The sequence below is a fragment of the Tepidiforma sp. genome (genome assembly GCF_034433535.1).
Taxonomy (GTDB): domain Bacteria; phylum Chloroflexota; class Dehalococcoidia; order Tepidiformales; family Tepidiformaceae; genus Tepidiforma.
The window spans coordinates 1-13,146 of the sequence record NZ_DAOUAO010000124.1; the positions used below are offsets into that span (position 1 = coordinate 1).

Annotated in this window: 14 protein-coding genes, 1 pseudogene and 1 riboswitch; of the genes and pseudogenes, 13 read left to right on the forward strand and 2 right to left on the reverse strand. The window is 72.4% G+C overall.

Translation table 11 applies throughout. The features are described 5' to 3' along the window. Window positions 1-87 precede the first annotated feature (87 nt). A riboswitch (TPP riboswitch) is annotated at window positions 88-183 on the forward strand. Between the two features lie 131 nt (window positions 184-314). The 8 genes and pseudogenes from VAE46_RS06915 to VAE46_RS06945 all read left to right on the forward strand — a co-directional run bounded on the left by VAE46_RS06915 (window position 315) and on the right by VAE46_RS06945 (window position 6,001). Beyond that, window positions 315-617 carry a thiamine-binding protein gene (locus tag VAE46_RS06915; RefSeq protein ID WP_322796189.1) on the forward strand — a complete coding sequence of 101 codons (303 nt, stop codon included), beginning with the start codon at window positions 315-317 and terminating at the stop codon, window positions 615-617. Beyond that, a complete protein-coding gene (locus VAE46_RS06920) occupies window positions 614-1,417 on the forward strand; it encodes an ABC transporter permease (RefSeq protein ID WP_322796190.1) in 804 nt (267 codons plus the stop codon). Before VAE46_RS06915 ends, VAE46_RS06920 begins: the two co-directional genes overlap by 4 nt. Next, window positions 1,414-2,433 carry an ABC transporter substrate-binding protein gene (locus tag VAE46_RS06925; RefSeq protein WP_322796191.1) on the forward strand — a complete coding sequence of 340 codons (1,020 nt, stop codon included), beginning with the start codon at window positions 1,414-1,416 and terminating at the stop codon, window positions 2,431-2,433. The genes VAE46_RS06920 and VAE46_RS06925 overlap by 4 nt, the downstream gene beginning before the upstream one ends. Before the next feature lie 12 nt (window positions 2,434-2,445). Beyond that, window positions 2,446-3,246, forward strand: coding sequence for an ABC transporter ATP-binding protein (locus tag VAE46_RS06930; RefSeq protein ID WP_322796192.1), 801 nt, complete (start codon window positions 2,446-2,448; stop codon window positions 3,244-3,246). Window positions 3,247-3,256: 10 nt separating this feature from the next. Further along, a complete protein-coding gene (locus tag VAE46_RS06935) occupies window positions 3,257-4,024 on the forward strand; it encodes an enoyl-CoA hydratase/isomerase family protein (RefSeq protein ID WP_322796193.1) in 768 nt (255 codons plus the stop codon). A gap of 5 nt (window positions 4,025-4,029) precedes the next feature. Beyond that, window positions 4,030-5,223 carry a CaiB/BaiF CoA-transferase family protein gene (locus VAE46_RS06940; RefSeq protein ID WP_322796194.1) on the forward strand — a complete coding sequence of 398 codons (1,194 nt, stop codon included), beginning with the start codon at window positions 4,030-4,032 and terminating at the stop codon, window positions 5,221-5,223. Between the two features lie 101 nt (window positions 5,224-5,324). Continuing rightward, a pseudogene (locus VAE46_RS13545) lies at window positions 5,325-5,387 on the forward strand (hypothetical protein); the annotation flags it as partial. Between the two features lie 32 nt (window positions 5,388-5,419). After that, the gene (locus VAE46_RS06945; protein ID WP_322796195.1) at window positions 5,420-6,001 is read left to right on the forward strand and encodes a methyltransferase domain-containing protein; all 582 of its coding nucleotides are present in this window, start codon (window positions 5,420-5,422) and stop codon (window positions 5,999-6,001) included. On the opposite strand, the gene VAE46_RS06950 is transcribed toward VAE46_RS06945, so the two are convergent. After that, window positions 5,991-6,593: a zf-TFIIB domain-containing protein gene (locus VAE46_RS06950; RefSeq protein ID WP_322796196.1), complete on the reverse strand. Its 603-nt coding sequence runs from the start codon at window positions 6,591-6,593 to the stop codon at window positions 5,991-5,993. The two genes, VAE46_RS06945 and VAE46_RS06950, sit on opposite strands and share 11 nt — an antisense overlap. A 74-nt stretch (window positions 6,594-6,667) precedes the next feature. Between VAE46_RS06950 and VAE46_RS06955 the strand changes: the two genes are divergently transcribed. The 5 genes from VAE46_RS06955 to VAE46_RS06975 all read left to right on the forward strand — a co-directional run bounded on the left by VAE46_RS06955 (window position 6,668) and on the right by VAE46_RS06975 (window position 12,178). Next, window positions 6,668-7,117, forward strand: a complete 450-nt coding sequence (locus VAE46_RS06955; RefSeq protein WP_322796197.1) for a transcriptional repressor — start codon at window positions 6,668-6,670, stop codon at window positions 7,115-7,117. Then, entirely contained in the window at window positions 7,101-8,552 is a 1,452-nt protein-coding gene (locus VAE46_RS06960; protein WP_322796198.1) for an FAD-linked oxidase C-terminal domain-containing protein, read from the forward strand. Before VAE46_RS06955 ends, VAE46_RS06960 begins: the two co-directional genes overlap by 17 nt. After that, window positions 8,545-9,717 (forward strand): FAD-binding oxidoreductase, encoded by a 1,173-nt coding sequence (locus tag VAE46_RS06965; protein WP_322796199.1) that lies wholly within the window; start codon window positions 8,545-8,547, stop codon window positions 9,715-9,717. Before VAE46_RS06960 ends, VAE46_RS06965 begins: the two co-directional genes overlap by 8 nt. Further along, window positions 9,707-10,996 (forward strand): (Fe-S)-binding protein, encoded by a 1,290-nt coding sequence (locus tag VAE46_RS06970; RefSeq protein WP_322796200.1) that lies wholly within the window; start codon window positions 9,707-9,709, stop codon window positions 10,994-10,996. The genes VAE46_RS06965 and VAE46_RS06970 overlap by 11 nt, the downstream gene beginning before the upstream one ends. Before the next feature lie 99 nt (window positions 10,997-11,095). Further along, on the forward strand, window positions 11,096-12,178 hold the full coding sequence (locus tag VAE46_RS06975; RefSeq protein WP_322796201.1) for a GGDEF domain-containing protein: 1,083 nt from the start codon (window positions 11,096-11,098) through the stop codon (window positions 12,176-12,178). Here the strand turns inward: VAE46_RS06975 and VAE46_RS06980 are convergent. Further along, a partial coding sequence (locus VAE46_RS06980) for a DUF1786 family protein (RefSeq protein WP_322796202.1) occupies window positions 12,163-13,146 on the reverse strand: 984 nt, incomplete at its 5' end. The genes VAE46_RS06975 and VAE46_RS06980 overlap by 16 nt on opposite strands.

Sequence of the window (13,146 nt, forward strand, 5' to 3'; positions counted from 1 at the left end):
ACGAGGTGGTGTCAGGTGGGTAAGCGGAGCCGTTGCAGGGCAGCGATGGAGCGGCTAGGCTGTGGGGGACAACTCAATAGCGCTGTTCGTGTTCGCTGGGGGTGCCCGCCGGGCGGGCTGAGATCATACCCCTTGAACCTGACCACGTTCGGACGTGCGGAGGGAAAGCGAAACGGAGGCCGAGCGACTCGTAAGAGGTGCACGGAGTCCGGCTTTCCCCGGGCTCCGTTTCGTTTTGGGCGGCAATGACGCCGCCGGGCGGGGCCGGGGCAGGGGGCTCCCCGGCGGACCGGGCAGCGGAGAGGAGCCGCTGCGTGATTGTGGAGATTGAATGCCTGCCAAGGCCGTCGGGTGAACCGGGGGCGCCGTATTCGTTTGTCGAAGCGGCGATCGCGGTCATCCAGGAGTCGGGGCTGAAGTATGAGGTCTCGGCGCTGGGGACGACGTTCGAAGGCGAGCCGGATGAGGTGTGGCGGGTGGTGCGGGCGGCGCACGAGGCCTGCCTGGCGGCGGGGGCGGAGAGCGTGCTGTCGTTCGTGAAGTTCTCGCAATCGCGGCTGCCGAACCCGCCGACGATGGACTCGCTGACGGCCAAGTTCCGCGAGGGGCGCGGGTGAACGCTGCCGCGGGGGTTGCGCGTGGCGGGCGGCGGCTGCTGTGGGCCTACGGGCCCTCGGCGGTCCTGCTCGCCCTGCTGGTGGCGGGGTGGGAGGCGTACGTTCGCCTTTCGGGGACGGAGGCGTACTTGCTGCCGGCGCCGAGCCGGGTGTGGCGGGCCTTCTGGGAGGTGAAGGGGCTGGTGCCGGAGCATATGCGGACGACGCTGGGGGAGGCGGTGCTGGGGCTGGTGTACGGGACGGCGGCGGGCGTGGCCATCGCGGTGCTGGTGGTTTCGGTGCCGCTGGTGCGGCGGGTGCTCATGCCGCTGCTGGTGGTCTCGCAGACCATCCCGATGGTGGTGCTGGCGCCGCTGCTGATTGTGTGGTTCGGGTTTGGGATGACGCCGAAGGTGCTGGTGGTGGCGCTCTGGGGCTTCTTCCCGGTGGCGGTGGCGACGGCGGACGCGCTGGCGGGGGCCGACCGGGAGATGGTGGACCTGGTGCGGTCGATGGGGGGTTCGCGCTGGCGGGTGCTGCGGGATGTCTCGGTGCCGGCAGCACTGCCGGGGTTTTTCGCGGGGTTGAAGATCGCCTCGGCCTACGCGGTGGGCGGCGTGGTGGTGGGCGAGTGGATCGGCGCGAGCTCGGGGTTGGGGCTGTTCATCACGCGGGCGCAGACCTCGTTCCGGGTGGACCGGGTGTTCGTGGCGGTGGTGTTGATTGCGCTCCTGAGCATGCTGCTGTTCGCGGCAGTCCACGTGGCGGCGCGGCTGGCGACGCCATGGATGTACATCAAATCCGAGGAGGAAACGGAATGAGTCGATGGTTGCGCTGGCTGCTGGCGGGGACGCTGGCAGCGTTCGGGCTGGCGGCTGCGGCCGCCTGCGGCGGGGACGATGACGACGGCGGCGGTGGGAGCGAGAAGCTCGAGCCGGTGACGTTCATGCTGAACTGGACGCCGAACACGTACCACAGCGGGATGTATATCGCGCTGGACCGGGGGTGGTACCGGGACGCGGGGCTCGATGTGAAGATTATCGAGCCGGCGGCCGGGGGGACGGCGCAGGTGCTGGCGGCCGGGCAGGCGGACTTCGGAATCATGGAGCAGGAAGCGGTGATCCCGGCGCGGGCTGAGGGGGTGCCGGTGGTGGCGCTGGCGGCGCTCATCCAGCACAACGATTCGTCGCTGTACTTCCTCAGGAGCGAAGGGATCACGCGCCCGCGCGACCTCGAGGGGAAGACGTACGGCGGCTTTGGGGGCGTGCTCGAGCGGCAGCTGATTTCGGAGCTGGTGAAGTGCGACGGGGGCGACCCCTCGAAGATCAAGTTCGTGGAGGTGGGCAATGTGGACTACCTCTCGGGGATGGAGCAGAACCGGTTCGATTTCGTCTGGGTGTTCGAGTTCTGGGATGTGATGCGGGCGAAGGAGGTTGAGAAGAAGGATGTCGGCAGCCTGAAGTTCATCGACTACACGAACTGCATCCCGGACTGGTACACACCGCTGCTGGTGACCAGCGAGCGGATGATCAAGGAGAAGCCGGAGGTGGTGCGGAAGTTCATGGAGGCGACCGTGCGCGGCTTCGAGGTGGCGATGGAGGACCCGCAGGCCGCGGCGGACGCGATCATGAAGGGCGCGCCGGAATCCGACCGCACGCTGCTGGAGGTGAGCGCGGAGTACCTTTCGACCCGCTACGTTGACCCGGGCCGGCCCTGGGGCCTGCAGGATCGCGAGGTCTGGGTGCGCTTCACCGAGTACCTCAAGCGGGCCGGGCTGATCGAGAAGGACATCGACGTGGACGCCGCGTTCACGAACGAGTTCCTGCCGAAGCGGTAAGGGGGCGTGGTGATGACGGCGCCGGCGATCGAGGTAGCGGGCCTGCGGCACACGTTCCGGTCGAAGGGGCGTGAGGTAGCGGCTGTTGAGCGGATCGACCTCGAGGTCGGCGCCGGGGAGTTTGTCGCGCTGGTGGGGCCGAGCGGCTGCGGGAAGAGCACGCTGCTGCGGGTGCTCTCCGGGCTGCTCGTGCCCACCGGCGGGACGGCGCGGGTGATGGGGGAGGATTGCGTCGGGCGGCCGGGGCTGGTGGCCTATATGCCGCAGAAGGACCTGCTGCTGCCGTGGCGCCGGGCGCTGGCGAACGCGGCCCTCGGGCTGGAAGTCCGGGGCGTGCCCAGGAAGGAGGCGCGCGCCCGGGCGAAGGGGCTCTTCGGGGTCTTCGGGCTGGAGGGCTTCGAGCAGGCCTGGCCGGGACAGCTGAGCGGCGGCATGCGGCAGCGGCTGGCGCTGCTGCGCACCTTCCTGACGCCCGCAGGAGTGCTGCTGCTGGATGAGCCGTTCGGGGCGCTGGACGCGATCACGCGCCGGGGGATGCACGCCTGGCTGCAGGAGGTGCTGGCGCTCGAGCCGCGGACGGTGCTGCTGGTGACGCACGACGTGGAGGAGGCGCTGGTGCTGGCCGACCGGGTGGTGGTGCTTTCGCCGCGGCCGGGGCGGGTGGTGGAGGAGGTGGCGGTGGGGCTGGGTCGACCGCGGCACCCGGGGGTGGTGACGACCGGGGACTTCACGGCGCTGAAGGCGCGGGTGCTGGCGGCGCTGGGCGACGGGGCCGGCGCGGAGGTGCGGGCGCAGGAGGCGCTGGAGGGGTAGGATCGGCGGCATGCCGGTCCGCACCGAACGCCGCAACCGCACGTTGCTGATCACGCTCGATCGCCCCGAGGCGATGAACAGCATCGACCCGGAGATGTACCGGCAGCTGGGCGAGGCGTGGGACCGGTTCGAACAGGACGATGAGCTGCTGGTGGCGGTGGTGACCGGCGCGGGGGAGCGGGCCTTCTGCGCGGGGCGCGACCTTGTGAAGAGCGCCGAAGACGAGGCGAACGACTGGAGCCAGCAGCGCGGCGGCGGCAGGCTCACGCCGGAGGGCATCTGGAAGCCGGTGATCGCGGCGGTGAACGGCCACTGCCTGGCCGCGGGGCTCGCGCTGGCGCTGGCGTGCGATGTGCGGGTTGCCAGCCCCAACGCCACCTTCGGGACGATGGCGGCGAAGCGCGGGATCGTGGCGGGCGGCGGGCAGACGCAGCGGCTCGCGCGCTACATCCCCTTCGGCCTCGCGATGGAGCTGATCCTGTTCGCGGAGCGCATCAGCGCGGAGGAGGCGTTGCGCTACGGGCTGGTGAACCGGGTGGTGCCGCAGGGGGAGCTGCTCGAGTTCGCGCTGGGCTGGGCGGAGAAGCTCACGAAGAACGCGCCGCTGGCCCTGCGGGCGATGAAGCGGGCCGCCTACGAGGGCGGCTGGGAGCTGCCGATGCGTGAAGGGCTGCGGCTGGAGGCGCGGCTGTACGCGGAGATCATGAAGACCGAGGATGCGGCGGAGGGCGGCCGGGCCTTCGCGGAGAAGCGCGAGCCGCAGTTCCGGGGGAGGTGAGCGCGGTGCGGGGTCCGCTGGAAGGCATCCGGGTGCTGGACTTTACGTGGGCGCTCGCCGGCCCGTTCGCGACGATGCAGCTCGCGGACCTTGGGGCGGAGGTGGTGAAGGTTGAGCACCCCGGTACACACGAGAAGGAGCGGGGGTTCGGGCCGTACTACGAGGGGATTTCGACGTTTTTCTTCAGCCCGAACCGCGGCAAGAAGGGCATCGCCATCGACCTGAAGACGGAGGAGGGGCGGGCGCTGGTGCGACGGCTGGCGCGGGCGGCCGACGTGGTGACAGAGAACTTTCGGCCGGGCACGATGGACCGGTTGGGGCTTGGCTACGAAGACCTGCGGAAGGAGAACCGGCGGCTGGTGTACGCGGCCCTGAGCGGCTTCGGGCAGACGGGTCCGTATTCGGGGCTGCCGGCGGTGGATGCGGTGGCGCAGGCGATGGGGGGGACGATGAGCCTGAACGGGTACCGGGACGGGCCGCCGCTGCGGGTGGGCGTGAGCATCGGCGACATGGTCGGGGGACTGTATCTCGCGCTGGGCATCCTCGCGGCGCTGCGTGCACGGGAGGTGACGGGCGAGGGGCAGCTGCTGGATGTCGCGCTGATGGAAGCGCAGATGGCGCTCTGCGAGAACGCCATCGTGCGGCACTCGGCGTTTGGGGAGCACCCGACCAGGCAGGGGAGCCGCCACCCGCTGCTCGCGCCGTTCGGCCCGTTCGAAACGAAGGACGGCTGGATCGTCATCGCCAACGTGAAGGAGTGGGAGCTGTTCTGCGCGCTGCTCGGGCGAGACGACCTCGCGGTGGACGAGCGGTTCGTGACGAACCGGGGGCGGCTGGAGCACGTGGACGAGCTGGAGGAGGAGCTGACGCGCACGCTCCGGGAGCGAACGACGGACGAGTGGTTCGCGGTGCTGGAGGGCTCGAACTGCTGCTCGGTGGGTAAGGTGAACACGATCGCGGACCTGTTCGACGACCCGCACGTGGCGGCGCGGGGGATGCTGGTGGATATCCCGCTGCCGTACGGCCTGCCGGGGACGCTGAAGCTGCCGAATTCGCCGATCCACCTGTCGAAGACGCCGCCGGTGGTCGGCCGGCCGATGCCGGAACACGGTGGGGACACGGACGAGGTGCTTTCGACGTGGGCCGGGCTCGGCGCCGAGGAGATCGCGCGGCTGCGGCAGGCGGGGGTGGTGAAGTGAGCCGGGACTGGGACCCGGCCCAGTACGAGCGCTTCCGGGACGAGCGGAGCCAGCCGTTTTTCGACCTGCTCGAGCTGGTGGAGCCGGCGCCCGGCGGCCGGGTGGTCGACCTCGGCTGCGGCACGGGCGAGCTGACGCGCGTGCTGCACGAGCGTACGGGCGCGGCGGAGACGATCGGGGTGGACCGCTCGCGGCGATGCTGGAGCGCAGCGCCGCGTTCGCGGGGGACGGCCTTCTGTTCGTGGAAGGAGACATCGCGACGTTTGGCGAGGGCGAGCGGTTCGACGTGGTGTTTTCGAACGCGGCGCTGCAGTGGCTGCCCGACCACGAGCAGCTCATCCCGCGGGTCGCGGGGCTGGTCGCGCCGGGCGGGCAGCTGGCCTTCCAGGTGCCGGCAAATGCCGACCACCCGTCCCACCTGCTGGCGCACGAGGTCGCCGGCGAGGAGCCGTTCCGGTTGGCGCTGGGCGGCTACGTGCGGGAGTGGCCGGTGCTGCCCCCGGAGCGGTACGCGGAGCTGATGGATGGGCTCGGGTTCGAACGGCTGACCGTGCGGCTGCAGGTGTACTGCCACCGGCTGGCTTCGACGGCGGAGGTGGTGGAGTGGGTGCGGGGCACGCTGCTGACCGACTATGCGTCGCGGATGGAGGGGAGGCTGTTCGACCGGTACATGGCGCGCTACCGGGCGCGGCTGCTGGAGTCGCTTGGCGAGCGGGCGCCGTACCTGTACACGTTCAAGCGGATCCTGGCGGCCGGGCGGGCGCCGCTCACAGCCTGAGGCCGAACCGCGCCCCGGCGAGCCTGAGGAGAAGGTCGAGGGCGACCAGCCAGGGCGACGCTGCGTCGCCGATGTCGGCCGGCTGGTCGACGGCTGCTTCCGATTCGCGGGGCGGTCGCGGGGAAGCGAGGCCGTGGAGGGCGGCGAATTCGCCGGCATCGAACCAGGTACCGCCGCAGGCGCTGCACTGGTCGAGCGCGACGGCGCCGGGGAGCGTCTGCAGGGGAAGCGAACAGGCGGGGCAGGGGCGGCCGGGCGGGTGCTCCGGGGCTTTCCAGGCGGTTGCGGCGAGCAGCCCCGCGGGCAGGTCGGCGGGATCGGCAGGGGCTACGGCGGCGGCGCGGGGCACCCAGGCACCTGCGCAACGGGCGCAGAGCCAGAAGGGCTCGGGCGCGGGGTTTTCGCGGCGGTGGAATGGCTGGAGCGCCGGGCGGCCGGGGCAGGCGGGGCAGCAGGGCGCCCCAGCGGGCGCGGGCCGCCCGGGGCGGGAGGCGCGCAATTCGGCGAAGATCTCGTCGGCGGAGCGCTCCCAGCTGCCGTCGGCGGCGCGGGCCCGTGCGGCGCGGAGCCAGGCGTCATCGGGCGAGGTCATTGCCTGCAAGTTCGGCAGGCGGGGGCGGGTTGCGCAGGCATGCGCGGGCGGCGGGGCGGACGTAGACTGCGGGCATGAGCTGCGATGCGGAGATTGCGGAGATCCTGCGACGCTCGGGGCACCGGCTGACGCCGCAGCGGCTCTCGATTGTGCGGGCGCTGCGGCACGGCGGGCGCCACATGAGCGCGGCGGAGATCGCAGAGGAGGTGCACCGGGAGCACCCGTTCGTGGACCTGAGCACGGTGTACCGGACGCTGGATGTGCTGAAGCGGATGCGGCTGGTGACCTCGACCGACATGGGGTCGGGGGATGTGCTGTTCGAATGGGCGCCCGAAGCGCCGCACCATCACCTGATCTGCTCGAGCTGCGGCAATGTGGCGGAGATCGGGCACGCGTATTTCGAAGAGCTCGAGCGGCGGCTGCTTGCGGACTTCGGCTTCGAGGCCGACGTGCATCATTTCGCGGTGTTCGGGGTGTGCCGGGAGTGCCGGATGTCGGAGCCGGGCGATGCCAACGAGGCGTGAGCTGGTCGCCGCGCTGGCGGAGGCGGTCGGTCGGGAGTGGGTGGTGTGGCGCCCGGAGGAGCTGGCGACCTATGAGTTTGACGGGACGGTGGAGCGGTCGGTGCCGCACGCGGTGGTGCTGCCGGCGAACGCCGAGGAGACGGCCCGGGTGGTGCGGACCTGCCGGGCGCTGGGCGTGCCGCTGACGCCCCGCGGGGCGGGCACCGGGCTGAGCGGCGGGGCGGTGGCGGCACGGCGGGGGGTGGTGCTTTCGACCGCGCGGATGCGGCGGGTGCTGGAGGTGGACCCGGTCGACCGGGTGGCAGTGGTGGAGCCGGGCGTGGCAAACCTCGAGATTTCGCGGCAGGCGGTGGGCTTCGGGCTCTGCTACCCGCCGGACCCCAGCTCGCAGGCGGCCTGCACGATCGGCGGGAACGTGGCGGAGAACGCCGGCGGGCCGCACTGTCTTGCGCTGGGCGTGACGCAGAACTTCGTCTGCGGGCTCGAGGTGGTGACGGCAGCCGGGGAGGTGCGCTGGCTCGGCGGGCGGGCGCTGGAGTCGCCGGGGTTCGACCTCCGGGGCGCGTTCATCGGAAGCGAGGGCACGCTGGGGATTGTGACGAAGGTGGTGGTCCGGCTGGTGCCGGTGCCGCCCTCGGTGGTGACGCTGCTGGCGGCCTTCCCGACAGTTGGGGAGGCGTGCGGGGCGGTGTCGAGCATTATCGCGCGGGGGATCATCCCGGCGGCGATGGAGATGATGGACCGACTCTGCATCGAGGCGGTGGAGGCGCGCTTTGCGGTGGACTACCCGGAGGGGGCCGGCGCGGTGCTGCTGGTGGAGCTGGACGGGCCAGACGGGCAGGCTGCCGCGGAGGCCGCGCGGGTTCGGGCGGAGTGCTTCGAGCAAGGTGCGAGCGAGGTGCGGGTGGCGAAGGATGCGGCCGAGCGGGCGCTGCTCTGGAAGGGGCGCAAGGGGGCGATCCCGGCGCTCGGGCAGCTGGCACCGAACTATTACATCGTCGATGGGGTCGTGCCCCGCTCGCGGCTGGCGGCGGTCATGGAGCGGGTGGCGGAGATTTCGCGGACCTCCGGCCTGCGGATTGCGAACGTTTTCCACGCGGGGGACGGGAACCTGCACCCGCTGATCCTGTTCGACGAGCGCGAACCGGGAGCCCCGGCACGGGTGCTGGAGACGGCGGCGGCGATCATGCGGGTCTGCGTGGAGGAGGGCGGGACCCTCAGCGGGGAGCACGGCATCGGCGCGGAGAAGCGGGAGTTCATGCCGTGGCTGTTTTCGGAGCGGGACCTTGCGGCGATGGCGCGGCTGCGGGAGGTCTTCGGGGCCGATGCGGGGCTGTTCAACCCGTGCAAGGTGTTCCCGGCGGGCACGGGCTGCGGGGAGGCGGGGAAGTCGGCGGCGGCGCTTCGGGCGGCCGGCGAGGATGCGTATGTCTGAGGGTGCGGTGCTGACGGTCGCGGGGGCGGCGCCGGCGCGGGTGGAGCGGCCCGGGTCGCTGGCTGAGCTGGCGGCGCTGGTGCGCGCGGCCCGGGAGGTCCTGGTCCCGGTGGGCGGCGGGACGCAGCTCGACGTCGGGTATCCGCCGGCGGAGCCGTTCGCGGCGGTGGAGCTGCGGGAGGCGCTGTCCGGGGAGGTTCGGCACTGGCCTGAGGACCTGACGGCGACGGTCCCGGCGGGGCTGACCCTCGACGAGGTGAACGCGGTGCTGCGCGCGCGGGGGCAGGAGCTGAAACTGGACCCGCCGCTGCCGGGCCGGGCGACCGTAGGCGGGACGCTGGCGGCCGCAGCGGAGGGGCCATGGCGGGGGCGGTTCGGCGCCCCGCGGGACCAGGTCCTGGGGATGACGGTGCTGGAGGCGGACGGCGAGCTGGTGCGGGCAGGCGGCCGGGTGGTGAAGAACGTGGCGGGGTTCGACCTGTGCCGGCTATGGTGCGGCTCCTGGGGGGCTTTTGGGGTCATCGTTGAGGTCACGGTGCGGACGTGGCCGGTGGCGGAGACGGTCGAGTGGGAGACTGCGGTGGCGGACCTGGCGGACGGGCTCGAGCTGGTGCGGCGCATGACGGCGGCCGGCGCGTGGCCGGAGGTGGCGGACCTGGCGTGGCAGGCAGGCCAATGGGTGCTGGTGCTGCGGGTCGCCGCAAGTGCGGCGGAGGCAGCTGCGGGCGCGCTCGGCGGGCGGGTGGTGAAGCCCTGGGCACCGGGACGGTACGAACAGGTGCGGGACCTCGGGTTCGGGCAGGAGGATGTGCTTCGCGTGCGGGCGCACGGGACGTGGTCGGTGCTGGGGGAGCTGGCGGAGGGCCTGCTGGCGATGCGGCCGGAGGCGATGGTAGTACGGCCGCTGGCTGGACTGGTGCGGGCCTCGGCGACGCGGCGCGGGGGGCCGGCCTCGCGCGAGCTGCGGGGGGTGATGGCTGCAGTGCGCAGGACGGCAGGGCGGGTCGGGGGGTTTGCGGTGGTGGAACGGATGCCGGCGCGCTACCGGGAGGACGTCGACCCGTGGGGCGATGCGCCGGCGCACTTCGACCTGCTGCAGCGGGCGAAAGCCGCCTTCGACCCGGCCGGGCGGTGGAACCGCGGGAGGCTCGTCGGTGGCATCTGAAGGGCGGGGCGCCTGGCCGGTCCCGGGGGAGGCGCCGGCGACGGCGGACCTCAGCCGCTGCGTGCATTGCGGGCTCTGCCTGACGGCGTGCCCGACCTACCTGGTGACCGGGCTGGAGATGGAATCGCCTCGGGGGCGCATCCAGCTGGCGCGGCTCATCGACGAGCGACGCGCGGAGCTGACCGCGACGGTGCAGGAGCACTGGTCGCGCTGCCTGCAGTGCCGTGCCTGCGAGGCGGCCTGCCCGAGCGGGGTGGCCTACGGGCGCATCCAGGAGCACGCCCGTGCACAGCTCCAGGCGGCGCCGCCGCGGGGGCGGTGGGCGATGCGGCTGCGGCGGTTCGTGCTGCGGCAGGTGGTGGCGCGACCGCGGGCCCTGGCGGCTGCGCTGGCGCCGGCACGCTGGTTCGCCGAGTCGCGGCTGCGGGGGGCGGCACGACTGCTGCTGTGGGGCCGGCTCGCGGAGCTCGAGCGACAGCTGCCGGCAAACCAGGGTCGGCCGTTCCGGGCGACGGACCTGCCGCCAGGGGGCGAGGAGCCGGTGCAGCTGTTCCTGGGGTGCGTGATGCGAGAGCTGTTCGGGGAGGTGCACCGGGCGACGGCCCGGGTGCTGGCCGCGTGCGGCGCGCGGGTCGAGGCGGCAGCAGGTCAGCGCTGCTGCGGGGCGCTGCACGCACACGACGGGGACCTGGCGTTCGCGCGGCGGCTGGCGAAGGCGAACATTGCAGCGTTCGAGAGGACCGCGGGGCCGATCGTCGTCAACTCGGCGGGGTGCGGCGCGGCGATGAAGGAGTACCCCCAGCTGCTGGCCGGGGAGCCCGGCTGGGCGGAGCGGGCGCGGGCGTTCGCGGCGCGGGTTCGGGATGTTACGGAGCTGCTGGCGGAGCGGGGGTGGCAGCCGGGCGGGCGGTTCGCCGTTCGCGCGGCCTACCAGGATGCCTGCCACCTCGCGCACGTGCAGGGCATCCGGGAGGCGCCGCGGGCGCTGCTGCGGGCGCTCGAGGGCTGCTCGCTGGTGGAGACGGAGAGGGCGGACGTATGCTGCGGCGCGGCCGGCCTGTACAGCCTGGTGCAGCCGGGGATGTCGCGGGAGCTGCGGCAGCGGAAGGCGGACGCCTTCCGGGCGGCGGGGCCGGAGGTCATCGTGACGGGGAACCCGGGCTGCTACCTGCAGTACCTGGGGGCGGTGCGCGAGGCCGGCCTCGATGCCGAGGTGCTGCACACGGTCGAGGTGCTGGACCGGGCCATGCGAGCAGGGCAGGCGGGGAAGGAACGGTAAGTATCGGCAATTCCGGGGTCCGGCTGGAGTAACGGTCGGGTGGCATACCGGGAACCGTGCTGTTTCGCGTCCGGCGCGGGCCGAATTAGAGCAATGAAGGTGAAACGGGAAGAGCGTTGGGCGGCAACGGCCATGCCAGCGCGGCCCGGTCTGCCCGCGACGGAGCGGGCGAAGCTGGAGATGCACGTGATGGCGCTGCAGGGCGCGATCGCGGCGTTCTTCGTGGCCGGCGAGCTGCTGGGGTGGTTCGGCAATCACCCGGGATGGACCCGGGCGGCGGTGGGCTGGGTCGCGGGCTTTCACCTGGTTCGAACGCTCTACGTGGTGCGCTGGCGGGCGCGGGGCCGGCCCATCCCGCTGGTGGAGAACACGCTGCCGCTGTTCGACGTGAGCTGCGTCACTGCGGGGATGCTGGTGCTGAACGACCCGTTCACGCCGTTCTGGGCGGTCTACCTGTATGCGCTGGTGGGGTATGCGCGCCGGTATCACGGGGTGCCGTACCTGTGGGTGGTGCTGCTGGTGGTGGCGAACGTGGCCGGGGTGCAGGCGGTCACCCGGTGGCGTCACGATGCGCCGGTGCTGAGCTGGGATTTCGGGGCGATGGTGGTCCTGACGGCAATGATCGGCGCGCTGGCGCACGCGGTGGGTGCGGGCTGGCGGGAAGCGGAACGGCAGGCGCGCGTGCTGGCGGAGACTGACGGGCTGACCGGGCTTGCGAACCGGCGGCACTTCCTCGATGTGGTGGAGCAGGATGCAGAGCGCTGGGGCGGCTATGCCATCCTGATGATGGACATCGACGACTTCAAGCGGCTGAACGATGAACACGGGCACCTGCATGGGGATGCGGTGCTCGAGCGGGTGGCAGCGGTGCTGCGGGCGCACCTGCGCGACGGTGACCTGCTGGCGCGGTACGGGGGTGAGGAATTCGTGGTCGCGATGCCGGGTGCGGACCTCGCCACGGCGCTGGTCGTCGCGGAGCGGCTGCGGTCGGCGGTGATGCGGCTGACGCCCTCGTCCATCTCGGTCGGGTGTGCGGTGCGGCAGCCGGGCGAATCGCTCGACCAGGTGCTCCGGCGGGCGGATGACCTGCTGCTCTCGGCGAAGCGGACGGGGAAGAACGTGGTGCGCTGGGAGCCGGTGCGGCGGCGCGGGCCGGGCGGGATGTCTCAGGCGGCGAGCTGACCGAGCCGGGCCTCGATGGCGTCGCGGGCCCACGGGTGGACCTCGGCGAAGGCGCGGAGGAGGCCGAAGCAGCCGCTGATCATCATGTCGCCGAAGGGGGCGGCGAAGGTGGGTCGGAGGGCGGAGCCGGCGAGGCGGCCGCGCTGGGGGCCGGTGACGGCGACCACCGGCGGGAGGCCGGGGCGGACGAGGGAGCGGTCGGCGTGGAGGGCGCCGTGGCCTTTGCTGGTGAAGATCTCTTCGTTGGTGAGGGTGCCTTCGGCGAGGCGGCGGGTGAAGGTTTCGACCTGCTCGCTGGTGACCTCGCCGGTGTGGTGCTCGAAGAGGCTGGCGATCGTGCGCCCGCGGAGGTGGAAGCCGAGGAGGTGCATGTTGCCGAGATTGAGGACGATGCGTTCGGGTTCGGCGGCGACGCGTTCATCGTGGAGGGCGCCAAGGGCGGCCGCCGGGCCAGTATCCATGAACGCGGTGGGGGCCTCGGCGGCTGCTGCCGCGGCCATGGCGCGGGCGCGGGTGAGGTAGGGCGGCAGCGCCTCGGGGGCGGTGGCGAAGGCGAGGAGATCGTTGCGGGCGGCGACGGTGCGGGCGAGGTGTTCGAAGCGGAAGACGCGGTCGGAGGTGCCCGGCGGCGCGGCGCCGTGGTCGAGGCAGCCGATCGCGATGCCGTCGAAGCCGGTGGGCACTTCGAAAGCGGCGAGGGCGGTGCGGATGGCATCGAGGTCGAGGTCGCGGAGGGTAACGCGGGCGCCGGCGAACCCGCGGGTTTCGTCGGGCGAGACGATAGTGACGCCTAGCTCGCGCACGCGGTCGAGATCGTCGTCGAGGGTCTGGGCGGCCTCGGGGGTGGCGAAGGCGGGGAGGCCAGCGCGGAGGTGGTCTTCGAGCGCCCAGGCGCAGGGCCCGCCGCCGGCGATGGTGCCATCGAGGAGGAGTGGCTGGCGGGCGGCCGTGGCGCGGCGGATGCGGGC

Excerpts from the sequence above, each read along its gene's own strand:
- VAE46_RS06925 (WP_322796191.1), top strand. The coding sequence starts at position 1,414 with ATGAGTCGATGGTTGCGCTGGCTGCTGGCGGGGACGCTGGCAGCGTTC.
- VAE46_RS06930 (WP_322796192.1), top strand. The coding sequence starts at position 2,446 with ATGACGGCGCCGGCGATCGAGGTAGCGGGCCTGCGGCACACGTTCCGG.
- VAE46_RS06935 (WP_322796193.1), top strand. The coding sequence starts at position 3,257 with ATGCCGGTCCGCACCGAACGCCGCAACCGCACGTTGCTGATCACGCTC.
- VAE46_RS06945 (WP_322796195.1), top strand. The coding sequence starts at position 5,420 with ATGCTGGAGCGCAGCGCCGCGTTCGCGGGGGACGGCCTTCTGTTCGTG.
- VAE46_RS06950 (WP_322796196.1), bottom strand. The coding sequence starts at position 6,593 with ATGACCTCGCCCGATGACGCCTGGCTCCGCGCCGCACGGGCCCGCGCC.
- VAE46_RS06955 (WP_322796197.1), top strand. The coding sequence starts at position 6,668 with ATGAGCTGCGATGCGGAGATTGCGGAGATCCTGCGACGCTCGGGGCAC.
- VAE46_RS06960 (WP_322796198.1), top strand. The coding sequence starts at position 7,101 with ATGCCAACGAGGCGTGAGCTGGTCGCCGCGCTGGCGGAGGCGGTCGGT.
- VAE46_RS06965 (WP_322796199.1), top strand. The coding sequence starts at position 8,545 with ATGTCTGAGGGTGCGGTGCTGACGGTCGCGGGGGCGGCGCCGGCGCGG.